The organism is Thermococcus sp., assembly GCF_027011145.1.
In the GTDB taxonomy this organism is placed as follows: Archaea; Methanobacteriota_B; Thermococci; order Thermococcales; family Thermococcaceae; genus Thermococcus.
In genome coordinates, this window is sequence record NZ_JALVAO010000026.1 from 1 (window position 1) to 22,318 (window position 22,318).

23 protein-coding genes are annotated in these 22,318 nt (G+C 51.5%); 6 read left to right on the forward strand and 17 right to left on the reverse strand.

All coding sequences use genetic code 11. The features are described 5' to 3' along the window. The 8 genes from MVG27_RS02445 to MVG27_RS02480 form a co-directional block, all read right to left on the reverse strand. Positions 1-625 (reverse strand): glucose-1-phosphate thymidylyltransferase (locus MVG27_RS02445; RefSeq protein ID WP_297556099.1); only part of this gene is annotated, 625 nt, incomplete at its 3' end. Between the two features lie 84 nt (positions 626-709). Continuing rightward, positions 710-2,239, reverse strand: coding sequence for a flippase (locus tag MVG27_RS02450; RefSeq protein ID WP_297548487.1), 1,530 nt, complete (start codon positions 2,237-2,239; stop codon positions 710-712). Positions 2,240-2,249: 10 nt separating this feature from the next. After that, on the reverse strand, positions 2,250-2,990 hold the full coding sequence (locus MVG27_RS02455; protein ID WP_297548489.1) for a sulfite exporter TauE/SafE family protein: 741 nt from the start codon (positions 2,988-2,990) through the stop codon (positions 2,250-2,252). 9 nt (positions 2,991-2,999) lie between these two features. After that, positions 3,000-3,533, reverse strand: coding sequence for an adenylyl-sulfate kinase (gene cysC / locus MVG27_RS02460; RefSeq protein ID WP_297471171.1), 534 nt, complete (start codon positions 3,531-3,533; stop codon positions 3,000-3,002). A gap of 48 nt (positions 3,534-3,581) precedes the next feature. Next, positions 3,582-5,012, reverse strand: coding sequence for an alkaline phosphatase family protein (locus MVG27_RS02465; protein ID WP_297548491.1), 1,431 nt, complete (start codon positions 5,010-5,012; stop codon positions 3,582-3,584). Between the two features lies 1 nt (position 5,013). Continuing rightward, on the reverse strand, positions 5,014-5,952 hold the full coding sequence (locus tag MVG27_RS02470) for a DHH family phosphoesterase (RefSeq protein WP_297548493.1): 939 nt from the start codon (positions 5,950-5,952) through the stop codon (positions 5,014-5,016). A gap of 30 nt (positions 5,953-5,982) precedes the next feature. Next, on the reverse strand, positions 5,983-7,122 hold the full coding sequence (sat, locus tag MVG27_RS02475; RefSeq protein ID WP_297548495.1) for a sulfate adenylyltransferase: 1,140 nt from the start codon (positions 7,120-7,122) through the stop codon (positions 5,983-5,985). 35 nt (positions 7,123-7,157) lie between these two features. Further along, complete coding sequence (locus tag MVG27_RS02480; protein WP_297471234.1) at positions 7,158-7,379, reverse strand: CopG family transcriptional regulator; 222 nt, start codon at positions 7,377-7,379, stop codon at positions 7,158-7,160. 339 nt (positions 7,380-7,718) lie between these two features. Between MVG27_RS02480 and MVG27_RS02485 the strand changes: the two genes are divergently transcribed. Further along, the gene (locus MVG27_RS02485) at positions 7,719-8,579 is read left to right on the forward strand and encodes a cation diffusion facilitator family transporter (RefSeq protein WP_297548497.1); all 861 of its coding nucleotides are present in this window, start codon (positions 7,719-7,721) and stop codon (positions 8,577-8,579) included. On the opposite strand, the gene mfnA is transcribed toward MVG27_RS02485, so the two are convergent. From mfnA to MVG27_RS02500, 3 genes are read right to left on the reverse strand one after another with little or no spacing between them, the layout of a single operon-like run. After that, entirely contained in the window at positions 8,569-9,720 is a 1,152-nt protein-coding gene (gene mfnA / locus MVG27_RS02490; protein WP_297548499.1) for a tyrosine decarboxylase MfnA, read from the reverse strand. The two genes, MVG27_RS02485 and mfnA, sit on opposite strands and share 11 nt — an antisense overlap. Positions 9,721-9,753: 33 nt before the next feature. Continuing rightward, positions 9,754-10,926: a cation:proton antiporter gene (locus MVG27_RS02495; protein WP_297548501.1), complete on the reverse strand. Its 1,173-nt coding sequence runs from the start codon at positions 10,924-10,926 to the stop codon at positions 9,754-9,756. Between the two features lies 1 nt (position 10,927). Beyond that, entirely contained in the window at positions 10,928-11,176 is a 249-nt protein-coding gene (locus tag MVG27_RS02500) for a DUF131 domain-containing protein (protein ID WP_297471149.1), read from the reverse strand. A 73-nt stretch (positions 11,177-11,249) separates the two neighbouring features. Between MVG27_RS02500 and MVG27_RS02505 the strand changes: the two genes are divergently transcribed. The 3 genes from MVG27_RS02505 to MVG27_RS02515 are packed head-to-tail and all read left to right on the forward strand — an operon-like array spanning position 11,250 to position 14,518. Further along, positions 11,250-11,945, forward strand: coding sequence for an HAD family hydrolase (locus tag MVG27_RS02505; RefSeq protein WP_297548503.1), 696 nt, complete (start codon positions 11,250-11,252; stop codon positions 11,943-11,945). Further along, the gene (locus tag MVG27_RS02510) at positions 11,917-12,537 is read left to right on the forward strand and encodes a diacylglycerol/polyprenol kinase family protein (protein WP_297548505.1); all 621 of its coding nucleotides are present in this window, start codon (positions 11,917-11,919) and stop codon (positions 12,535-12,537) included. Before MVG27_RS02505 ends, MVG27_RS02510 begins: the two co-directional genes overlap by 29 nt. A gap of 40 nt (positions 12,538-12,577) precedes the next feature. Next, entirely contained in the window at positions 12,578-14,518 is a 1,941-nt protein-coding gene (locus MVG27_RS02515) for an alpha-amylase/4-alpha-glucanotransferase domain-containing protein (protein ID WP_297548565.1), read from the forward strand. Here the strand turns inward: MVG27_RS02515 and MVG27_RS02520 are convergent. The 6 genes from MVG27_RS02520 to MVG27_RS02545 form a co-directional block, all read right to left on the reverse strand. Then, the gene (locus MVG27_RS02520; protein ID WP_297548507.1) at positions 14,515-15,150 is read right to left on the reverse strand and encodes a DUF257 family protein; all 636 of its coding nucleotides are present in this window, start codon (positions 15,148-15,150) and stop codon (positions 14,515-14,517) included. The two genes, MVG27_RS02515 and MVG27_RS02520, sit on opposite strands and share 4 nt — an antisense overlap. Before the next feature lie 169 nt (positions 15,151-15,319). Then, complete coding sequence (locus tag MVG27_RS02525) at positions 15,320-16,237, reverse strand: TIGR00269 family protein (protein WP_297548509.1); 918 nt, start codon at positions 16,235-16,237, stop codon at positions 15,320-15,322. Between the two features lie 58 nt (positions 16,238-16,295). Further along, a complete protein-coding gene (locus MVG27_RS02530; RefSeq protein WP_297548512.1) occupies positions 16,296-17,246 on the reverse strand; it encodes a hypothetical protein in 951 nt (316 codons plus the stop codon). Continuing rightward, positions 17,231-17,887, reverse strand: coding sequence for a DUF4855 domain-containing protein (locus tag MVG27_RS02535; protein WP_297548514.1), 657 nt, complete (start codon positions 17,885-17,887; stop codon positions 17,231-17,233). The genes MVG27_RS02530 and MVG27_RS02535 overlap by 16 nt, the downstream gene beginning before the upstream one ends. A 55-nt stretch (positions 17,888-17,942) precedes the next feature. Continuing rightward, positions 17,943-18,203 carry a hypothetical protein gene (locus MVG27_RS02540; RefSeq protein WP_297548516.1) on the reverse strand — a complete coding sequence of 87 codons (261 nt, stop codon included), beginning with the start codon at positions 18,201-18,203 and terminating at the stop codon, positions 17,943-17,945. 143 nt (positions 18,204-18,346) lie between these two features. Continuing rightward, on the reverse strand, positions 18,347-19,813 hold the full coding sequence (locus tag MVG27_RS02545) for an NAD(P)/FAD-dependent oxidoreductase (RefSeq protein WP_297548518.1): 1,467 nt from the start codon (positions 19,811-19,813) through the stop codon (positions 18,347-18,349). 157 nt (positions 19,814-19,970) lie between these two features. Here MVG27_RS02545 and MVG27_RS02550 point away from each other — a divergent pair, with 157 nt between their 5' ends. Then, complete coding sequence (locus MVG27_RS02550) at positions 19,971-20,510, forward strand: CBS domain-containing protein (RefSeq protein WP_297548520.1); 540 nt, start codon at positions 19,971-19,973, stop codon at positions 20,508-20,510. 9 nt (positions 20,511-20,519) lie between these two features. After that, positions 20,520-21,665 carry a cation:proton antiporter gene (locus MVG27_RS02555; protein ID WP_297548522.1) on the forward strand — a complete coding sequence of 382 codons (1,146 nt, stop codon included), beginning with the start codon at positions 20,520-20,522 and terminating at the stop codon, positions 21,663-21,665. Positions 21,666-22,318: the final 653 nt, after the last annotated feature.

The following is a 22,318-nucleotide window of genomic DNA, read 5'->3' on the forward strand; positions in this document are numbered from 1 at the left end:
CCTTATAGCCGTGGTCTATGAGCCACTGGATTGCGTCGGTTATCTCAAGCTCGTTTCTCCATGAGGGCTTTATGCTTCTAACGGCCTTGTGAATAACGGGCTTGAAGAAGTATATTCCAACCAGCGCAAGGTTACTTGGCGGGACTTTGGGTTTTTCAACGAGCCTCTTTATTGTTTTTCCATCTTCACTCAGTTCTGCAACACCGAACTGCTGGGGATTCGGAACCTCTGTAAGGAGTATGCTCGCGTCATAGTTTCCTTTCTCAAAGTGTTCTTTGTGTTTGACTATGCCTTCCTTGAGGATGTTGTCTCCGAGGTACATAACAAAGTCTTCATCTCCAAGAAAATCCTTGGCGACCAGAATTGCATGTGCCAGGCCTTTGGGTTCGCCTTGGTAAATGAATTCTATTTTGGCGTTCCATTTTCTGCTTAGCACTGTTTTTTTAACTTGCTCTGCGTTGGGGCCGACGATGATTCCAATTTCGTCTATTCCAGCTTCTATGACGTCCTCGATAGCGTAGAACAGGACTGGCTTGTTGGCGACGGGAATCAGTTGCTTCTGCTGGGAATACGTTAGGGGCCTTAACCGAGTGCCGTAACCACCCGAAAGTATAAGAGCTTTCATTATTTCTCCCCCATCCTTCTCGCGTTGTGTATAATTAGGTCATTTTTCTCAAGAGTGTTTCTACTAAAAACTTATCCTTCATACTCAATTGCTAAACCTTTCAATGAGTCTCGCTATGAGACCTGCCCTTACGCCAAACTTTCTTTCAGCAAGTTTTATTATATCAATGTCAACTTTATCGAAGGCTCCACTAACGAGAACAACTGCATAGAATATGATGGACACCACAAACGTATACATAATCGCGAAGAAGATGCTCTCTGCTTTGAGGAGAAGTGCAACTCCGGTCATGGCGATTCCCGCAATGAGAACTTTTACGTAATTCTTTTCAAAGGGGTTTATCCCTTGATTGGCAAGCACTATGCTCTTATATATATTGGCGACAACGTATGAAACTGCCGTGGCTATTGAAGCACCCACCATTCCGTAGAGCGGTATCAGGATGTAGTTCAGAACTATGTTAAGCGTTGCCCCTATGAGGTTTCCCTTCATGTCCTCACTTGGTTTCCCCATCGTGATTAGTGTTAACCCGTTGGGACCAACTATCGAGTGGAACATAAAGCCGACAGCTAGGATTATCATAGGTTTCCAGGCAGATACGTACTGTTCCCCGAAGAACGTCCTCAGAACCGGTATTGGGTAGGCGACTATGAGTATAAACAGCGGGAACGTTAGAAGAACCACCCATTTCGTTATTGAAACGTAGAACTTTCTGATTTTTTCGATTTCACCCCTTGAGTAAAAACCCGTTGCGAGTGCAGTATATATAACCGTAAAAGAGCCCAGAAACACGGGTATAAACCTCGTTATTGGGCCCGCGGCGTTGTAAATTCCGACTATTTTATCCCCCAAGAAATGCCCGAGCATCAAAGTGTCGGTCCATGTCATTATGAACGCAACCAGATTGGAGGCCATGAGGGGTATTGAAAAGAGAACCAGGAGCTTGGCGAGTTCTTTTGAAAACATTAACTTTCCCGGCAGGATGTTTTTTTTGAGAAGGTCTCCCGTGAGAACTCCAAGAAGAACGAGATATGTCGTTAGGAATGCGATTGGAACGTAGGTTATTTTTCCTGCCACGAGGATTACGATAACCGTCAGGAGAAAGTACGTTAGGGGCATGCCTATCTTTCCGTAGAACAGAAATTCCCTGACCCTACCAAACCCCTGGGTTATAGCTATTACTATATTAAAAACGGCGTTCAGGGGAAGTGCAAGGGCCAGAACTCCCAGCATTTCTGTGAAGAGTTCCCCTCCCCCGATGTACGCCGGTAAAATGCCCTTTATGGCCTCAAGAACCATCAGACCTCCGGTTGAAGTTAGGGCTACCAAAATCAGCCCAGTGGATATGAGCTCTGGCGTTTTTTCCCTTCTGGTGTTGAGAAAATAGGAGACCTGCCTCTGGATTCCCATGGGAAAGCCCAGCATGACAACAACGAGGGTTATCGTGAAAACGGTCATCGCCAAGTTATATGTTCCATACTCATTGGGCCCAAAATACCGGCCTATCACGGCCCTGACCAGAAATCCGAACACCGCTGAGAGGACCATTCCAACCAATGCTATTGCCCCGCCTCTCGCGGCCCTTCCAAGCTCGGTTACAACCTCGTCACTCATGTTCTCACCGTCACGTGAGCCTTTTGAGTACTATTGCCAGCCCAATGAGGAGTATTATCAGGTTGATGGCCTTTTTCAGTTTTTCCTTATCAACCTTGGCGTTAACGTGCGTTCCGAGGTAGACTCCCGGGACTGTTCCAATGATAAGTGACCCGGCCAGGGGGTAATCAACGCTCCCCATACTCGCATAGCTCAGGAAACTCATTGCCGACAACACCAGCCCGTAGAGTATCGTCGTCCCGACGACTTCCCGGGGGTTAATGCGTGCGATGTTCATAAGGGTGAAGCTGACTATTACCCCAGCCCCAACGGATGTGAACTGAACCGTTAAACCAACGATGAAGCCGAGAAGATAAACGTAGGCCCATCTCGGCTTTACGGGAACTCGTATTTCCCCCTTCAGGATTCCCAGCGTTGCGGTTATTATCAGAATCAGCCCTAGAACGAGCGTTAGGTAGTGGTTGAGGATTTCCTTGGGGATGTGTCTCATGGCGTAGCCTCCTATGAGAACCGCCGGAACGCTTCCAGCTAAGAGCCGAAAGGCTATGTCCCTCCTCACGTGGCCCCTCTTTCCGTGAAAGAACACCCCGAAAACCCTCGTGACGGTGGCGTAGAGCAAATCGGTTCCAACGGCCGTTAGGGGCTGGACGCCAAGAAAAATGAGGGCGGGCGTCATCAGCGAACCCCCGCCCACGCCGGTGAGGCCTATGAGGAACCCAACGATGAAACCCAGAACGATGAACGTTATCACTAAACCACCTCACAGGTAACCGAGCTCCCTGGCCTTCTCTATTACTGCCTCTACCTCCTCCTCAGGTGTCATCTTTGAGCTGTCCACCTTTACCTCGGGGTTCTCGGGCTCCTCGTAGATACCATCGTAGCCTGTCAGACCCTTAATCTCACCCCTGATGGCCTTTGCGTAGAGTCCCTTGGGGTCGCGCTGGATTCTGACCTCCAGGGGGGCGTAAACGTAGACCTCGATGAAATCGCCTATCTCTTTCCTCGCGTACTCGCGGACGGCCTTGTAGGGCGAGATTAACGAGACTATCGCTATGACCCCGTTCCTGCTGAGGAGCTTTGCCATGTGAATGACAACGCGGTTGTGCATCTCTCTGGCCTCTTTGGAGAACCCGAGGTTCGGGTAGAGTGTCTTCCTTATCGTGTCGCCGTCGAGTATTTCAACGCGGTAGCCCATCTCCCTCAACCTTTTGGCGAGTTTGACGGCCAGCGTTGTCTTTCCTGCACCGCTCGGGCCCGTAAGCCATATCGTGAAGCCTCTCTCAAGGTTCTTCATTTTTATCCCCGGTATTAAGCCTCTTAAGGACTTAAAAAATTAAGGGACTCACGGGAGAATGCTCTGTCCCCTCAGCCTTTCCGCTTCTGCCCTCAGGCCGAAGAGGTTAAGCACGGTTGGTGCGACATCGTAGATTGTGAGCTGTGTCTGCTTCTCTTCATCAAGCCCTGGCAAGTAGAGCGAGAATACACCGACCTCGGAGTGGTTGGCATCATCTGGGCCGGTGTCGTTCTCCGGGAGGTAGTTGCTCTCCCAGCCGACGGTTCCAGCGGCACGCCAGTTCAGGTTGTCGAAGTAGACCATTATGTCGGGCTTGCTACCCCTCGCCACTGGATAGATGTCCTCCGGGTAGTAAACCCTGTTGTCCCACTTCTCGCCGTTCGGCCCCCTAATCGAGCGTATAAGCTCAGCAACCTCGTCCCTTACCTCGTCGAACTTGCTCTTTGGTATCTTTCCGAAGAGCTCCCTGCCCTTTACGTTGAGGAAAACTCTGGAGTAGTAGCCACCCCATCCCCACGCCGTCGTTTCCTTCCAGTCCACCTTTATCTGCTCAAAGCGTTTAATCTTCCCGTCGTGGAGAACCTCCGGGTTCTTTACCTTCAGGAGACCCTCCTCGGCAAGCCACTGGTTGACGGCGAAGTTGCCGTGCATGGCCTTTATCCCGTGGTCCGAGACTATCATCACAGCGGTTTCGTCGAGGTCTATCAACTTCAGCGTCTTTCCGATTTCCCTGTCCAGAAGCTTCCAGTAGTCGGGAATGACGGTCTCGTATCTGTTCCCCTTGCCGGGATAGAGGTGGTGGTTTTCATCAAAGTATCTCCAGAAGGCGTGGTGAACCCTGTCGAGCCCAATCTCAACGAAGTGGAAGTAGTCCCACTCCTTCTCTTGGAGGAGGTATCTGATGACCTCAAACCTCTTCTCCGTCATCTCCCAGAGGCCTTCCTTGACCTCGTCTTTCGCTTCCTTCCTGAAGGGGACGTCGAAGATGTACTCACCAACTAAGCGTTCAATCTCACCCTTGAGTTCCTTTGGATAGGTATAATCCACGCTGGCATCGGGTGTTATGAAACAGCTGACGAGGTGGCCGTTGATTGGCTTCGGTGGATAGGTTGGTGGGACGCCGACTATTATCGATTTCTTCCCTTTTTCACCGAGGTAGTCCCATAGCGTGGGTTCCTTAACCTTCTTGCTGTGGGCAATCCAGTACTCGGTGTAGCTGTAGCCCTTCCTGTGCCTGAAGCCGTAGAGGCCAAGCTCACCCGGCGTCTTTCCCGTCACCATCACCATCCACATCGGAATCGTTATGGCCGGAATCCCCGTCTTCATCGGCCCGTGAATCGAGCGCTCGATGAGCTTTCTAAGGTTCGGCAACTCGTCGTAGAACTTCCCGAAGAGCAACTCCGGCGGAGCTGAATCGAGGCCTATGACGAAGAGCTTCTTGGTCTCGGCCATGCCTTCCCTAACCTTCTCCTCAAACATCTTACCACCCCAGACGCGTTTCTATCACGTTCAACGCCATTTCAACTTTTTCTTTCTCGCAGATGCAACCGAGAACCTCTCTCTTTCCCCCGGCGTTGGTGCCAAGTTGTTTAACTTCCTCTATTATGTTGGCCATGTCTATTCTCCCCGCCATTTCGGGCGAAACCCTGAAGTAGAGCTGTGCCTTCCCGTGGAAGTCCCCGTTTATCACGATTGCTCCCGGATATTTCTTCTCCCACACGAGCTTCCTCGCGACTTTGGAGATGATATTGAATGGGCTCTCAAACCTGACGAGGGCAAAGCCTTTTCTTTCCTCAACTCGGGACAGTGCATCTTCAATGGCCTTTTCTATCGCCTCGACTTTTTTAAGCCAGGGTTCATACTCAAGGAGGTCCCTGACGTTGTTTTCAAGGAGGACCCCAACGGCCTCCTCCACGGCTTTTCTGTCCATTGTTATGTAGTTGGAGTCGATGAGCTCTACCAACCTCAGGGCATCTTCCTCTGAGAGGCCTTCCCTTTTGAGGAGCTCCCTGACGGTGTTTAACCCGAAGGCCCTCTCGCCTATATCCCCCACAACTCCGAGGGCTGTCCACGCGTTGAATAACCCAAAGCGCTCCGAAACGACGAGGGAGCACGAGGGGTAGTAGTTTCCTTCCAGAGAGGGGTTTACCTGCTCCACTAGGGGGTTCTTGATTCTCCCCTGATTGTGGTGGTCGATGAAGAGTGTGGGGATTTTCACGTTCTCAACTTCCTCTGGAACGTTGAAATCGAGGACGTAGAGCTTTTCGGCCCTATCTATAGCTTCCCGGATTCTCTCATCAAACCTGAACTCACCTATCGGCGCGGTTAAGTTCGTGAACTCCTCCATTTTGAGGGCCTTAACGAGAAGGGCCGTTGAGGTTATTCCGTCGGTGTCCCAGTGGTGGACAATTAGGTTCACCTAACTCACCTCTGAAAAATAATTAGAGAGTCATTCAACAAAGGGATTCTCAAAGCTCCTGACGACCTCATAAACTTCAGGCCTCATCATGTACTCCGGGGGCTGTTCACCGGCCATTATCATCTTCCTGAGCTTGGTTCCGCTTATGTGGACGTGGAACTCCTCACTGTGGGGGCATATCTTTGCGTTGACCATCCCACCGCACTTCTTGCAGTAGAAGGCCTCCCTGATGAACATCGGTGTTATGCCGAGGTCTGGGAAGTTGTCGAACATATCCCATGCTTCGTAGGGGCCGTAGTAGTCTCCAACTCCGGCGTGGTCTCTTCCCACTATGAAGTGAGTTGCACCCATGTTCTTCCTCATTATGGCGTGATGAATTGCCTCTCTGGGTCCGGCGTAACGCATCTCGTAGCGAACAGTTGCGAGGGTCGCGCTGTCCTTGGGATAGTAGTGCTTGAACAAAGCTTCGTAGGCCTTTATTATGACCTCGTCCTTGTAATCACCTTTCTTCTTTCTGCCGAGGACGGGGTTTACAAAGAGCCCGTCAACGAATGTCAAGGCCGCTTTCTGGACGTACTCGTGGCCGAGGTGCGGAACGTTCCTCGTCTGGAAAGCCACTATCGTCTTCCAGCCGAGCTCCTTGAAGAGAACCCTTGTCTCCACGGGTCTGAGCGTGTACTTGGCGAAGGGGTTTGGAACCTCGTTGAGGAGCTCAATCTCACCGCCGACAAGATAATCCCCCATCTCCATTACCCTGGCAACGCCGGGGTGCTTTACATCATCTGTCTTGAAGACCTTGACTGCGAACTCCCTCTTGTCGTATGTGTAAATCTCCTCTACGTGCATCCTCGCTATGGGGATATCGTTGTGGTAGAGTAGTATCGCGTCGCCCTCCTCGAAGTTCGGTTCCTTCACATCCAGAACTATCGGAATCGTCCACGGCAAATCGTTGCTCAGGCGCATATTATCTAAAACGCTCTGGAAGTCGTCGCTTGTCAGGAAGCCCTTGAGGGGAGAGTAAACACCGTGGGCTATGTTCTCAAGGTCTATGGCCCTACCGTGTTCAATATCAACTCTTGGATACTCGTTCTGCTCGTTTAAAATCCTCTCGCGGGTTCTCTCGGCAACTATTCTCCTCACAAGCTTTCCACCATGGGGCTTTGAAACCATTCTACCACCTCATTTTGAGTTAAAAAGAATAGGAATCAGTCGAGGTAGCCGAGGGCACGAAGCCTCTCCTTGACCTTCTCTTCCTCCTCCTCGCTGAAGACCTCTTCCTCTTCCTCCTCGAGGCTCGCCAGGACCTCTCTGAGGACGTAGGTGACGTACTCGTCAACGCTCTCAAAACCGGCCTCTTCAACGCGTTCTTTTATCCTGTCGTAGAGGCTCTTGGGTATCTTAACTTCGACGAACTCTTCCATTGACATCACCGTTACCAATACATGGGTCAATTTTTAAAGAGTTATGCTTTCCCTTGAAACCTTTTTAAGCCCTGGCCTGAACTTATACCGCGCGATGATGAGTGATGGGCGAACCGAAGGGTGACGAAGGAAAGGTGATCGCTGAGCAACCCTTTTAAGTTCCCCTTTCAACTTTTTCAGGGATGATGAGTTCAGCCTTGTCCGAGCTGTGACGAGGGAGTGACGGACTGACCGTTCTCCTTTTAAATTAGTCTAATTGAATTCGAAAACCTAATAACCTTCAGTGTGTAAAGGAAAATTAGAAAAGTTTAAACGTTTTGTGCATATGCACAAAAAGGTGATAGCATGGAGGAAATCTACAAGCCGATTTGGGTCAGCATAGTCGGCAACGTTTTCCTCGCGGTCATAAAACTCGTGGTCGGCTTCCTTTACTCCAGCATAGCCCTCATCTCAGATGGGGTTCACTCGCTCAGCGACGTGATAACGAGCGTTGCCGGATACTTTGGTATAAAAATTGCATCAAAACCTCCCGACAAAGACCACCCCTTCGGGCACTCCCGATTTGAGCCCCTTGTGGCTTTTCTGATAGGCGAGGCCCTTCTGGTGGTTGCCTACGAGATTGGAAGGGACTCTCTGATAAGACTCCTCCACGGCGAGAGCATAGAGGTAAACGGAATAATGCTCGGGGTAACGGTTCTCTCGATAGTGGCCAAGGAGGCAATGTTCCGCTACTCCGTTTACGTTGGAAGAAAGCTCAACAGCCAGATTCTCATAGCTGATGCATACCACCACAGGAGCGACGTTCTGAGTAGCGTCGCGGTTCTCATTGGCCTCGGCCTTCAGAAGTTCGGGTTCTCGAGGGGCGACGCCCTTGCCGGGTTAGTCGTTGCGGTATTCCTCGTCAAGGTCTCCTTTGAAATCATACTTGAGAACGTCGGCTACCTCACCGGCAGGGCACCGCCCTTTGAACTCTGTGAGGAGATTAAGAAGCGTGCCCTCAGCGTTCCAAACGTCCTTGGAATCCACGACCTGAGGGCCCACTACGTCGGAAACAAACTTCACGTCGAGCTTCACATCGAGGTCCCTCCCGAGCTTTCCCTGAAGGAGGCGCATGACGTAAGCGAGGAGGTTAAAAAGAGAATAGAGGAAATTCCGGAGGTTGACAGGGTCTTCGTGCACGTGGATATAAGGGGAGTTACAAAGTGATTGCTTCTCTCAAATCCCCCAAAAACGCCTCCAGGTGCTCCCTCTTCACGTGGGGCATGATGACTATTCTGATGTAACCGCGGTGGGCGCTTATGCCCCAGCCCTTCCTTTTAAGCTCTTCCTCAACGGCTTCAAGGTTCTCCGTTGAGAAGGAGACAATGTTTAAAACCGGCTCCCGGATTAGTTTGACGCCGGGTATCTTCTTGAGCTCCCCTGCGAACCACCTGCTAAGCTCCATAGCTTTCCTTACGATTTCCTTGTATCCGTTAAAGCCGAGGTGCTTAATCATGGCCCACACCGCTAAGGCGTTCGCCCCGGGTCTCGTCCCGGTTATGGTCGCCTGCCATATCTTGCCCCCGGCTAAATAGGGGGCCAGGACGCTTATAGCCTCCAGGTACCTCTTCTCGCGAAAGATTATTCCACCAGCGGGAATTGGAACCATGCCCATCTTGTGGGGGTCTATGGTTACGCTCTTCACGCCCTTTAAGCGAAAGTCGAAGTCCGGAATCTCGTAGCCGAGGGCCTTTGCGAAGGGAATCACAAAACCGCCGAAGGCGGCATCGACGTGGAGCGGAAGGTTGTAGTCCAAAGCCAGGTCACTTAAAGCGGGAATGTCGTCAACGACGCCCAAACCGGTCGTCCCTGCTATGCCGACTATTCCAATCGTGTTGTCGGTGATTTTGCTTTCGACGTCCTTTACGTTGACTGAGTAATCCTCGTTCAGCTCGGCCCAGACGAGCTTAACGCCGAGCATCTCGCCGGCTTTGATAAAGGAGAAGTGAGCGCTTCTCGGGAGAATAAGCTCGGGCTCTTCTACGTCCGCCAGGTTGCGGAAGGCCCTTACAGCTAGAATGTTCGCCTCCGTTCCGCCGGAAACTATGTGGCCGTAGCCCTTCTCCAGGCCGAGGAGGTTGGCAAGCATGTCAATTGCCTCTTCCTCGACCTTCCTGCTCCCGGTGTGCAAACCCGGGTCGCCGAGGTTTCTGTCTATGAACTCGGTTATGATTTTAACGGCGAAGGGGTGAGGATACGTGCACATCGAACCCAGGATTTTACCAGAATCGAACGTTAAATCCTCCCTAGTCTTCAGCCTTAACTCCTCAAGAACCTCCTCCTCGTCCGCGCCTTTCTCCGGGAACATGCTCTCACCTGAGGGGCGTTGGGTTCACTGAATTTAAGCCTTTGCCCTTTCGATGTATTTCTTAAAGAATATCGGCGTTGTGAGTGCGGTGAGCATCGAGACTGCAACGACGCTCGCGAAGAGTGTCTGGTCTATTATCCCACTGCTGAGTCCGAATGTGAGTATAGCCAGTTCGAGGCTTCCCCTACCGCCCATACCTATCCCGACCGTTATCGAGTCCCTCCAGTCGAGGCCCGAGAGCTTGGCACCGAGCCCACAGCCGATTAACTTTCCGAGAACGGCCGAGAGGTAAAGGAGGCCGATTAAAGCCAAATTGAGGTCGTGGAGCGGTGGGTTGAAGACCAGGCCAACGTAGATGAAGAAGAGAGGTATGAAGAACTCCGTGAGAACGACCTGAAGGTCCTCGATGAGTTCGTTGAGCTTAATCCTCGTTACCACGAGAGGGTCCTTCCTCTCACGGAGTCTGCTTATCGTCAGTCCCGCCAGGTAGGCCCCGATAATCTGGTTCAGGCCGACCCATTCGGCTATTATGGCGAGTGTAAAGGTCAGTATGAGTGTAAACGTGAAGAAGACGTTGAGGTTTCTGACGATGGAGTAAAACCATCTGGCCCTCTTAAAGACCAGCTCCGAGACGAGGAGCGTTGCACCGATGAAGGCAAATATCTTCACCGTTAAAACGCCAAAGGAAACGAGGTCAAGGCTTCCCTTCGTCATGCCAGTTATTATGCCTATCAGATAGACGGCCACGATGTCATCCACGAAGGCGGCTCCCATTAAAATCGAGGAAACCTCCCTCTTTACCCTCTCCTTGACGAGAACACCGCTCGTGACCTCTATCGCGGTGTTGCCCAGTGTCGCACCTATGAATATCGCCGCGGCGATTCCCTTGCCGAAGAAATACACCGTGAGGAAGCCGAAGAGGAAGGAAAAGGCAACTCCAAGAATCGCGACGAGAACGGCCTTTCCCGTGTTCTGGGCTATCGCCGAGAAGTTGCTGGTCAGGCCCATGTAAAGCATCATCATTATCAGCCCAAACTCGGCCAGAACCCTGAGCTCTTCCCCTGGTTCGACTATCCCGAGGACAAATGGGCCGAGGACGATTCCTGTGAGAACGTGGGCTATTATCGGGTGTATTTCAACCTTTTCAAAGGCCCATTCAAGGCTCTTGGCAACGACCAAAAGAAGTGCTAGGTAGCCGAGGTACACTTCATCCCCTCCTGGCAAGGAGAACTCCAACAATCCAGAGCACCATGAGGAGAAGGGCCAGCAGTGAGACCAGCGTTACAGCGCTCCTGCTGGTGCCGAACACTATCGGGATAGGCCCTATCATTATAACTCCTCCGCCCTCGACGTTCCCCTCACCACTGAAGGCCGAAATCAGGGTCCCTATAAACACCAGCAGGAAGCCTATGAGTATCAGCGCTATCCCGGCTCCAATGAGAACTTCTCCTCTCATCGGGATTGAGTTTAACCCTCTGTTTTTAAACTTTCCCACCGAAGGGTTTAAAGGCCCGTTTCCAACTCTCAACATGCTTGTAATCGTTGACCTTGACGATACTCTGTGCAACACCTGGGAGGCCGGAAAGAGGACCATGCTCCGGGCCGTTCCCTTTCTCCTGAAAAAGGGGAAGCTAAGGGCCCTTCTGTACCTCGTTACTGCCAGGTATAAAAAACTAGAAAACTCTGAGAAGTTTCATATTCTTGACCTTCACGAGCTCGTCGAGGAGCTTTTCAGGAGGATATACCCGGGGATAAGCAGAAAAGAGCTCGATGAACTCGTTTCCTTCGTGGAGGAGCATTTTTTCAGGCACCTTCGCCTTTACGATGATGCAATCCCCTTTCTTGAGGGACTCAAGGGAATGAATGCAAAGGTTGTTCTTGTAACCGATTCCTCAACCAACTGGCAGAGGAGGAAGATTGACGTCCTCGGCATCGGGGGTTACTTCGATGACGTGATAATAAGCGGTGAAACCGGCCACAGCAAGTTCGAAGACTACAACTTCCGGCTGGTACTAAACCGCTTTCCAGATGGGGAAGTTTACGTTGTCGGGGACAGGGACGAGACGGACATGGCCGGGGCGAGGGCCATAGGTGCGGTGGGAATACTCGTGAAGAGGGGCTACTTCAGCGGAAAAAAGGTCAAACACGCCGATTACGTCGTTAAGAACCTTCGCGAGGCCCTGGAGGTGATTGAGAGTGAGCATAAAAAGAGAGCTAAAGCGTAAGGCGCTCCATCTCACGGGGCTGATGATACCCGTGTTCTACGTTCTCTTTGGTAAAACCTATACATTGACGTTCATAGGGCTTTCCTTTGCGGTTTTTGTTGCCCTTGAGCCCTTCCGCGTAATTGAGGAGTGGAGAGATTCTATAAAGAGGCGCCTTGGTATATACGCTCCCCCGGAGGTAATGGAGAGGATAGAGAGACTTGAAGTTCACATCAACGACATAACGCGGGAGCATGAGCGGAACCGAGTCGCGGCGCACATCTACTTCGCGGCCGCCTCGTTCATAGTGGTGTACTTCTTCCCCGAGAACGTTGCCATAGGCGCCATAGCCCTCGCGACGCTCGGCGATGCCCTCGCTGCAATAATCGGAAAGACCTTTGGAAGGCACCGCTTCTCGAACGGCAAAAGCGTTGAGGGAAGCCTGGCTTACTTTTTCACCGGTATGGTGATTCTGACCCCGCTCGTTGGACCTTTTCCGGCGTTGATAGGCTCCCTTGCGGGAACAATAGCGGAGTTCTACAACCTGCCTCCGGATGATAACTTCTCCAACCAGCTCGCCGTGGCCCTGGCCGTCTATCTCTTCCACCCCTGAGGGAAAAAGTTATATCACGTTTGGTGATACTACCCTGTTGGTGAAGACCGTGAAGTTCATCTTCGGAATCCACAACCATCAGCCACTGGGAAACTTCGGCTGGGTTTTTGAGAGTGCTTACGAAAGGGCTTACAGGCCCTTCTTTGAGACCCTTGAGGAATACCCCCACATGAAGGTTGCCGTGCACTACTCCGGCCCGCTCCTTGAGTGGATTGCCGAACACAGACCCGAGCACATAGAACTTTTGAGGAACCTCGTTAGAAGGGGCCAGCTGGAGATAGTCGTTGCCGGTTTTTACGAGCCTGTTCTGGCATCTATCCCCGAGGAGGACAGGATAGAGCAGATTAACCTCCTCAAGGGTTTTGCAAAAAGACTCGGCTACGATTCAAAGGGTCTGTGGCTGACCGAGCGCGTCTGGGAACCGGAACTTGTGGGGGCCTTAAAAAAAGCGGGGATAGAGTACGTAGTCGTTGACGACTACCATTTCCTCAGTGCCGGCCTGCCGAAGGAGAGCCTGTACTGGCCCTACTACACGGAAAACAACGGTGAGGGCATAGCCGTCTTCCCGATTGACGAGAGGCTCCGCTACCTGATTCCGTTCCGCCCCGTGGAGAGGACCCTTGAGTACCTTCACTCACTCGACGACGGCGATGAGAGCAAGGTCGCCGTTTTCCACGACGATGGGGAAAAGTTCGGGGTCTGGCCGGGAACCTACGAGTGGGTCCACGAAAAAGGCTGGCTGAGGGAGTTCTTCGATGAAGTTTCGAGCGACGAAAAAATAGAGGTTCTACTCTACTCAGAATACCTCGAGCGGTTCAGGCCGAGGGGGCTTGTCTACCTTCCGATAGCCTCTTACTTCGAGATGAGCGAGTGGTCTCTGCCGGCTGAACAGGCGAAGCTCTTCGTTGAGTTCGTGGACTGGTTGAAGGCTCGAGGCGTTTTTGAGCGCTACCGAGTCTTCGTCCGCGGTGGGATATGGAAGAACTTCTTCTTCAAGTATCCCGAGGGCAACTACATGCACAAGCGCATGCTGATGGTGAGTAAACTTGTGAGAAACAATCCTGAGGCGAGGCGCTTCATTCTCAGGGCCCAGTGCAACGATGCCTACTGGCACGGTGTCTTTGGGGGCATCTACCTTCCCCACCTTCGCAGGGCAGTGTGGGAGAACATCATAAGGGCCAACACCTTCGTTTCCAGTGGAAGCTTTGTGAAAGATATCGACTTCGATGGCCTTGAGGAGGTCTTCATCGAGGGCGAGAACTTTTACTATGCCTTCAAGCCCGGCCTCGGCGGTTCCTTGGTTGAGTTCAGCTCAAAAAGCAGGCTCGTTAACTATGCCGACGTCTTGACGAGGCGCTACGAGCACTATCACTCCGTTGGAAGTGCCGTTCCAGAAGATGCCGGGGAAGGCGTTGAGAGCATCCACGAGCTCTCCCAAGGCATCCCTGAGGACGTGAGAAATGAGATTGTCTACGACTCCGTTAGGAGGGCCTTCCTCCAGGACAGGTTCCTAAGACAGGAAACAACCCTCGATGACTTCAGGCTGAACCGGTATGACCCTCTGGCGGACTTCTCGAAGGAACCCTATGGTTATTCCCTTGAAGATGGAAGGCTGAGGCTCTGGAGGAGTGAAAGTGGGTTCTCGGTTGTTAAAACATTTAAACCCACCGATGACGGTTTTGTGGTCGACTACTCTGTTGCCGGGCGCGGAACATTCGCGGTCGAGCTCGACGTAGCGGTTCATAGCGTGATGGAGAGTCCGGGAGAGCTCTATGGTTCTGGGGTTGAGGTTAATGACAAGTACGCCGTCGGCAGGTTCTCCATCGAGCTCGATGGAAAGGCTAGGATATGGAAGTTTCCGGTAAAAACGCTGAGCAAAAGTGAAAGCGGGTGGGACTTCATACAGCAGGGGGTGAGCTACGCCTTCCTGTTTCCTGTTGAGGGGACACTGTCCTTTTCGGTAAGGTTCAGAGAGCTCTAGGCTCGGATTGTAAGGCCCTCTACGTCTCTTTTTATTGACTTGACGACCTTGAACTCCCCTATTCTTCCGTGGGAGGACACCCTTATGATTGTTGTCGCGATGTCCTCGATAAGGTTGAGGAGGTACCTGTGCTCTTCTCCGAGGAGGGGTGCTTTTACGAGGTGTACTGCAAGTCTGTCCCTGTTGCCAACGTATTCTGAGAGCAGGCTAACCGCCAGATGGACGCTCTTGGGTAGCACGTCCGAGGTTACAAAGAGCTTCTCCACTCCTAGGGCGATTGTTAAAACCGGTGCATTTTCCTTTAGGAATCTCTCATATGCCTCTTTGAACTTCCCAATTAAAATAACTGGCTCGGTCAGGTCGCTTATCCAGGCTATGACGTTTCCCCTTTTCACACGTCCCCCTATTTTTATCACGTGGGTGGTGTCAAAACACTCACAGTCCAGACCGGCGAGCCTTGCCTTTGAGGTGAGGATGTGGAATGAATCGACGACGTCAATTATGAGCACGGTATAGCCCTTCGAACGGCCCCAGCTCATAAGCTGGTAGAGTCCAAAGTACTGGTCTTTCAAGTCCATTCTTTCCACGAGGACTATCTCCCCCAGTTGCAGTGAATCCCAGAGCTCTCTCATCAGGTCCCCTGTTGTCATTAGAACCTCCCTCCAAGCTGGAACCTATTGTTTTTTCTTTATTTTGCATTTTGAGTATATAAAAAGTTCGAAATACTATCATTGCTGGAAATATTATCTGGGCTCAGCTAGGGTGGCCATCGTCACATCTCAGGGCCCGAAAGTTTCATCATCACCCTATCCTAAAGTCTATCGGCTTCTCCAACCTCCAGAATCTGCAGAACGAACAGACTTCACCGCTCGACGGCATTCCACAGACTTTGCACTCCCTGAGCTTTACTTCTTGGAGTTCTGCCTCGAAGAGGTGCTTTTTCCTCAGGAAACCCTTGACGAAGTTTATCTTCGTCCCGGGCCTCTTCTCCTCCATCTCGTTGAGTATCTCCTTGTACTCGATTGTGGTGGCACCCACCGCGTGGGGACACTCCTCCATCATGTAGTCGATTCCGCTCGCCAAAGCGTATGCAACGACTTCCCTCTCGGTGACCTCGTAGAGCGGTTTGACCTTCTTCACGAGCTTGCCGTTGAACTGGCTCGGCGTTACGGGCCCCTGTTTCGCTAAATACTGCGTGTTCCAGTGCATCATGTTGCTGAAGATGAAGCTCGCCTCGTCGTCGAGGTTGTGGCCCGTCGCTACAACCTCGAAGCCGTTGTCGTAGGCGAACTTGTTGAATATGTAGCGCTTTGTCAGGCCACAGTAGGAGCATGTAGGTCTCCTCGTCCTCACCTCGCCTATGCCCTTGCCGAGCAGTTCCTTGACGCGGACGATGTGGAGCGGTGCTCCTATCTTCTCGCACTGCCTCTTTGCGTATTCCTCACTTTTTCTGGAGTACTCGCCAATGCCGAGGTTTATGTGGAGGCACTCGATGTTGTAGCCGAGCTTTTTGAGGATGTAAGCGGTAACGGCCGAGTCCTTTCCGCCAGAGACGACAACCAGAACCCTCTCCTCGGGTTTGAGCATCTTGTATCGTTCTATTGTCCGCTTTACCTTTCTCTCAAAGTATTCTTTGAAGTGCTCCTCGCAGAGATACATTTTTGGGTAGTGGAGCTTGATGAAGGCAGGTTTATCACAGAACTTACATTTCACGGGCATTTTCTCTCCACCGGAAATAGAGGAGAAGGGGGGCTTTTAACGTTAACCTTCCGACGACCTAACCTCGTCTCTTCCTAACAAAAAACACGGTGCCCACCACAATAATCACCACCAGTCCGGGCCCGCAGATGCTCTTTTTGCTGGAAGTTTGGGGTGAGGGGGATGTTTTGTTCATTCTTTCAACGGTGTTCACGTGAGAACATGTGAGGTTTCTCTGTGCAGACGTTTGAGTCTTGGTTTCGTTCAAAGTGGTATTCTCCCGAGGGGCAGTTGACTTGCAGACCGTTACATTTACGATTTTAACACTCTTGGGAAACCAGAAGCCCTCTATTAATCCTTTGGAGTTGTTGGTCGTATTGATGTAGACTATGGTAACCTTCCTCGTGTTATTGTCTTTTTTAAGAGCGAAGTAGACAGGGAAAACGCTCGAGTTCACCAGTGTTACCGGACCAGGGGACCACCTGCTCACATTTCTATTCAGAGCAATCCAGATGTCGCTAATGTTCGTGTGGCCCCACTCACCGGGACCCAGCGACTGCAACTCAATCTTCCATCCGTATATGGAGTCGCTGACGTTCCCCTTTGGAAGCCAGAGCCAACTAACGTTAGCAGGCTCAATACAGAAATGTCCGGTGTCAAGCCGGTAAAACCTATCAATTTCATCACTGGAATACTTAACCTCAATGTACCAGCTCCCATTTAGAAAGCTCGCCCCTTTATATTCCACGTAGGGTGTTCCCAGCACGGGCGTGAAATTCAGGAGGTAGAGGTGGGAGCCGTTGAAGTAAAGAAGGTATTCATGACCGTAAAAGACGGCCGGCCAGCAGTTGGTCATTCCACAGTCAATTCCCCACTGAAGGATCGAGAGGTGAATTAATGCTCCAGTTCCGTTTGAGAGAACGGAATACTGAACTTCATAAAGGCCGCCGGGAGCTTTAACATAAGGATACGCAGAGACTGAAGAGGAAAGAAAAAGAAGGAGGAAGATGGGGATTACCAGTCTGGACATTTTGATCTCACCTTATCAACGACTCTTAGGTCTGTGCCGAAGTAGTAGGCCCTCGTTGAGAATGCACTCGGGTTTACCTCTGTAATTGCTCTGTAATAATCGCATGCGCGGTTAATGCACTCTTCTTCTGTTTCTGGGGTCGGGCTCTCATCGCATCCGACTTTTTCTTTGAAATGATCGTCTTCCCAGGTTCCTTGAGTGCTTTTGCAGTATGCACAGTTACTTTTTTCACCAATTATACTGTTATCGGCCTCCATTTCGATTGAGAGGCCTTTGCTGGCCATCCATCCTACACGACGCACAAGTTCTTGGAATGTGTAATCACTGCCATCACTCAGTTTAGTGGTCTGGTAATAGTGGGGCTGAACAAACACGTGATTAAAATACTTTGCAAGAGTGGGAATAGCACAAAAAGTCTTTACCTGCTCCATAGTCCTGTCTCCAATGGTGGGAATCCAAACCAATTCTAACCCATTGCTGTGAATGTAGTTGCTCATGTACTGGATGAACTCCTTCGTAACGTGGGCTCCATCGTAGGAGGTAGTCTGAAGGCAACTCTCATAACTCCAGTAAAATCCAGTGAGGTCACTGTTGTCAACGCTTAGAACACCGTCAATCCAGCCCTTGTAGTATGAGTTCACGCCAGAGTACTCAAACGGTATCTGCACTTGATCCCGTGGAAATCCTTCGGGGCGGCTAAAGGGTATTGTTATATACAATGGCATCCCGTATATGTGGTTTGGATACCCATCTTGCAAATTCCCTTCCATCGTTGTATCCCGAATTATAGAATGGTCCGCTGTACTTAATCCCCCTCCCTTCTCCGCTGAGAACGACAACCCTATCAAAGCCCCTCTCCTTAAAGTCGTCAACGGTGGCTTTTCTACTCCCCACAGTCATCCTTGACTCGTAGTCAGAACCATTCCACCGAACCCACCACAAACCAAACTTAGACATAAGAAATCACCAATCACCAATAGTTAATCGGAGTATAAAAACCTTTTGGTTAAACAAACATGCTTAAAACAAACAAAAAGTTTCAAGACAAGCGAATTCAAGGGAGAGTAATTGATTACAACGCCCTTTCTATGAATTCAGGTTCACGCTTCCATCCCCTCAATTTTCTCCTTCCAGTTCCCCGGCTTCCTGAAGTCCTTCTCCGTGTAGAGGCCCTCCTTCTTGAGTATCCCCCTCGCCGCGAGAAGGCCTGTGGCGGCGGCGTTGACTATGTCCCTGCTCAGCCCGGCACCGTCTCCAGCGGCGAAAATCCCCTCAATGCTCGTTTCAAGGTTCTCGTTTACTTCCACCTTCATCGCGTAGTACTTTATCTCCGGTGCGTAGAGTAGAGTGTGGTCGCTCGCGACTCCGGGGAGAACGCGGTCGAGCTTTTCAAGGCCCTCTATGATGTTGGTAACAACGCGGTGTGGCAGGGCCATGGCAATGTCTCCGGGAGTTACGTTCTTCAGCGTCGGCTCGACGTCGCTCCTCCTTATCCTCGCCCACGTGCTCCGCCTTCCCCTCCTCAAATCTCCGAGGCGCTGGATTAGTGGCTTGCCCCCGCCTATGGTCGTTGCCAGCTGGGCTATGCTCTTCCCGTAGGCCGTTGTGTCTTCCACCGGCTCGGTCAGCTCAATCCTGCTCAGGAATGCGAAGTTGGTGTTGTTGCTCTTCTTCTCGTGCATCGAGTGGCCGTTCACTCCAACGTAGCCGTCGTAGCGCTCCTCAACGACGAAACCGTTCGGGTTTGTGCAGAAAGTCCTGACGAAGTCGTCGTAGGTGTCGGTATAGATGTGGAACTTGGGGTCGTGGTTTATGCTCGTTATTGGCTCCATCACTATTGCCGGGACCTCGACGCGGACGCCAACGTCAATCGGCCCGTGCCTCGCCTTTAGACCTATTTTTTGAGCCACCTCGTGGAACCAGTCGGCACCGCCCCTTCCCGGAGCCACTATTATGTACCTCGCCTTAATCTCGAAGACGTCCTTTCCGCGCCTGACTTTGACCCATCCCTGGCCGAACTCAAGGGCTTTTGTCCAAAGGAGGAACTTCACGCCTTTGCTTTCCAGGTGCCTCTTTATGTCGTCTATAACCTCGGGCGTTCTGTCCGAGCCGATGTGGCGCTGGATTATCGGAATGAACTTCACTCCAGCTTGGGCCGCCCTCTGCTCCCAGTAGCGAACCTGCTCCTGCTTTCCCTTGAAGAGGTTCCTCGGGGCCTTGTGCCTCAGGAAAATCTGGTCTACCTCCCAGACGAGTTGCCAGGCGTAGTTCTCGTCGTTGGTGAGCTCGCTTAAATCACCGCCTATGTCCGGGCGGAGGTTTATCGTTCCGTCGCTCAGTCCACCGGCACCGCCGACGCCACTCATTATGTGGCAGGGCTTGCACTCTATGCAGTAGCCGAGCTCGAACATCGGACAGACGCGCTGTTTGACGTCACCGCCTTCGTCGATGACGAGAACGCTTAGATTACTCTTCTCTGCAAGCTCGTAAGCCGCGAAAAGGCCGGCAGGTCCGGCGCCGATAATCACAACATCATAGAACCTTCCGCTTCCTTCGCCGGAAACCATATTTCCCTTGCCGAGTTCTATGGCTTTGCCCTTAAAAAGCTTTTGGCAAGTTTTTGGTTAATTATGGGCTATTTTTATCCTAAGTTTAACTTGTTTATGCCAATAGCGGACCGAAGCCTTTAATACCTCCCACGGGAACTCTCAAAGATGTGATACAATGGAGCGTCCGCTGAGGGTTAAGGCCAAGAAGGCGAGGGTTCTTCACACGAAGAAAAAGCTCCTCCAGCTCAAGAGGAGGGAGGAGCTAAGCCACAACATCCGCTACATAGAGAAGGTTCCCGTTGAGATAGTCATGGACAGGGACTTCGTCAGGGTTAGGCCCGAGGACTCTCTGGCGACTTTGATTGGCCTTTTGAGGGGTGAAGAAAGCTCGGCAGTTGTGGTCGATGACTCGGGAAGGCTAGTTGGCTTCGTCACGGTGAAGGACATACTCCACCTCTTCGCTCCGTTAAGGCACCACTCCGTCGTCGGCCTCTCGCTTCTCAAACGCTACGCCGTCAACAGGGCCACCCGCGTGGGGGACATAATGGTGACAAGGCCGATAACGGTTAACGCCGGGGACACACTTGGACACGCGATAAGCGTCATGCTTGAGAGCGGGAAGCATCACCTTCCGGTTGTTGATGACTCTGGAAGGGCCGTTGGCCTGCTTGAGGTCAAGGACATAATACGTCTCATAAGGCTCGTCTCGCTGTGAGGTGTTGGCATGGACCCGTTCCTTGAGCTGGCCTTAATCCTCGTAACAGCAAAGCTCTCCGGTTACCTGAGCTCCAGAGTGGGTCTCCCGGCGGCAATGGGCCAGATACTCGGTGGAATCATCATCGGGGCGAGTTTTCTTGATTTGGTTGCCTACGATGAGGGCGTAAGGCTGATTTCGGACATAGGCGTTGTCATGCTACTCTTTCTTGCCGGACTTGAGACGGACATCGAGGAGTTCAGGCGCGTGGGTTTTCCTTCCTTCGTGATCGCTTCCCTTGGTGTCGTAGTTCCCTTCCTCTTCGGTTACCTCCTGGCAGTTGAGTGGGGTTACCCAAAAATGGAGGCCCTCTTCCTCGGTGGCGTCATGACGGCAACGAGCGTCAGCTTAACCGCCAACGTGCTCCTTGAGATGAAACGCCTCCGCTCCAAGGTCGGCTCGACGATTCTGGCGGCGGCAGTTGTTGATGACGTTCTCGGCATAGTAATCCTTACAATTCTCGTGGCCATGAGCACCAAAGGAACCGTCTCGCCGGCTGATGTCGGGATTATACTCGCCGAGGTTTCGGCGTTCTTTCTCCTCAGCTATCTCCTTGGTAGAGGGGTTGTAAAGAGGGTTCTCCGCTCGTCCCACCGGATAAACCTTCCCGAGACCGTGACGAGTGTCGCGATAGTTATAATGCTCCTCTTTGCCTACCTCGCGGAGCGCTTTGAGATAGCGGCCATAACGGGTTCCTACCTTGCTGGGGTTCTCGTTGCGGGAAGCGAGGATGCTAAAAAGATAACTGACAAGATGATAACCCTTGGTTATTCCCTCTTCATCCCGGTCTTTCTCGTGGGTGTTGGAGCGGAAACCGATGTCAGGGTTCTCCTGGTGGCTGGTTCCTTCACGCTCATATACTCTTTCCTCGCGGTAATTGGAAAGGTTCTGGGCTGTGGGGCCGGGGCTATTCTCACGGGCTTCAGAAAACTGGAGGCCCTCCAGATAGGGGTTGGAATGATTCCGAGAATGGAGGTTGGTCTTATAATGGCCAACATAGGCCTTGCCGAGGGCGTTTTAACTCCTGAAAGTTTTTCCATAGCGATAGCGATGGTCCTCGTCACGACCCTCGTCACTCCTCCGTTGCTGAAGGTTGTTTTCTCGGCTGGTCGTTGATGCTCTTATATTACAGTGTTTCGTAATTTATGTTATAATCTCAACTTTAGAGCAAAAATTTAGTTATAAACTTTTAAATATTTGTTCAATAACCCGATTATTGGAGGTGATGGCATGGATGCAGAACTCGTGTGCGGACTCTTACTCGTGATGAGGATTTCTGAGAGGGATATCTTAAAAGCAATAAAGCAAACGCGCCTTCGGCGTGGTGTGTCCCGCCTGCAGTTCAGTGGAGGTAACTAAGTTAGGTTATATTACGAGAGATGGCTTTAAAGTCCGGCGCTTTCGATGCAGGCAATGTGGCAGGACTTTCACGGAGCTTGATGGAACACCTTTCAAGGGAGTTCATAACCCAAAGGCTCTCGTGGCAGTGGCATATCTCCGTCTCAGGGCTGGTTTGGGCGAGTCTAGCATAGCAAAGCTACTCGGGATTCCTTATTCAACTGTCAGAAGACTCTCCAAGCGCGCGATGGAGCACAGAGATTTCATGAATCAATTGCTGGGTGTGTTGTTGGATGTTCGCTCTGAGGATTTGTGTTAAGAATACTGTTTAGTTTTTTACTCTCCCTTCTTCGCTTTGACCTCTGTATGCTTGAGGTTTTCGGTTTTCTACTGCAGCTGTTGGGTTTTAACACGATTTGAACTTTGAATCT

Bases quoted from the DNA above. Each gene is read 5' to 3' on its own strand.
- mfnA (WP_297548499.1), bottom strand. From the start codon at position 9,720: ATGTTCCCGGAGAAAGGCGCGGACGAGGAGGAGGTTCTTGAGGAGTTA.
- MVG27_RS02530 (WP_297548512.1), bottom strand. From the start codon at position 17,246: ATGTCCAGACTGGTAATCCCCATCTTCCTCCTTCTTTTTCTTTCCTCT.
- MVG27_RS02480 (WP_297471234.1), bottom strand. From the start codon at position 7,379: ATGTCAATGGAAGAGTTCGTCGAAGTTAAGATACCCAAGAGCCTCTAC.
- MVG27_RS02450 (WP_297548487.1), bottom strand. From the start codon at position 2,239: ATGAGTGACGAGGTTGTAACCGAGCTTGGAAGGGCCGCGAGAGGCGGG.
- MVG27_RS02525 (WP_297548509.1), bottom strand. From the start codon at position 16,237: ATGCCCGTGAAATGTAAGTTCTGTGATAAACCTGCCTTCATCAAGCTC.
- cysC (WP_297471171.1), bottom strand. From the start codon at position 3,533: ATGAAGAACCTTGAGAGAGGCTTCACGATATGGCTTACGGGCCCGAGC.
- MVG27_RS02555 (WP_297548522.1), top strand. From the start codon at position 20,520: ATGGACCCGTTCCTTGAGCTGGCCTTAATCCTCGTAACAGCAAAGCTC.
- MVG27_RS02550 (WP_297548520.1), top strand. From the start codon at position 19,971: ATGGAGCGTCCGCTGAGGGTTAAGGCCAAGAAGGCGAGGGTTCTTCAC.
- MVG27_RS02540 (WP_297548516.1), bottom strand. From the start codon at position 18,203: ATGTCTAAGTTTGGTTTGTGGTGGGTTCGGTGGAATGGTTCTGACTAC.
- MVG27_RS02485 (WP_297548497.1), top strand. From the start codon at position 7,719: ATGGAGGAAATCTACAAGCCGATTTGGGTCAGCATAGTCGGCAACGTT.
- MVG27_RS02465 (WP_297548491.1), bottom strand. From the start codon at position 5,012: ATGTTTGAGGAGAAGGTTAGGGAAGGCATGGCCGAGACCAAGAAGCTC.
- MVG27_RS02545 (WP_297548518.1), bottom strand. From the start codon at position 19,813: ATGGTTTCCGGCGAAGGAAGCGGAAGGTTCTATGATGTTGTGATTATC.
- sat (WP_297548495.1), bottom strand. From the start codon at position 7,122: ATGGTTTCAAAGCCCCATGGTGGAAAGCTTGTGAGGAGAATAGTTGCC.
- MVG27_RS02500 (WP_297471149.1), bottom strand. From the start codon at position 11,176: ATGAGAGGAGAAGTTCTCATTGGAGCCGGGATAGCGCTGATACTCATA.
- MVG27_RS02505 (WP_297548503.1), top strand. From the start codon at position 11,250: ATGCTTGTAATCGTTGACCTTGACGATACTCTGTGCAACACCTGGGAG.
- MVG27_RS02520 (WP_297548507.1), bottom strand. From the start codon at position 15,150: ATGAGAGAGCTCTGGGATTCACTGCAACTGGGGGAGATAGTCCTCGTG.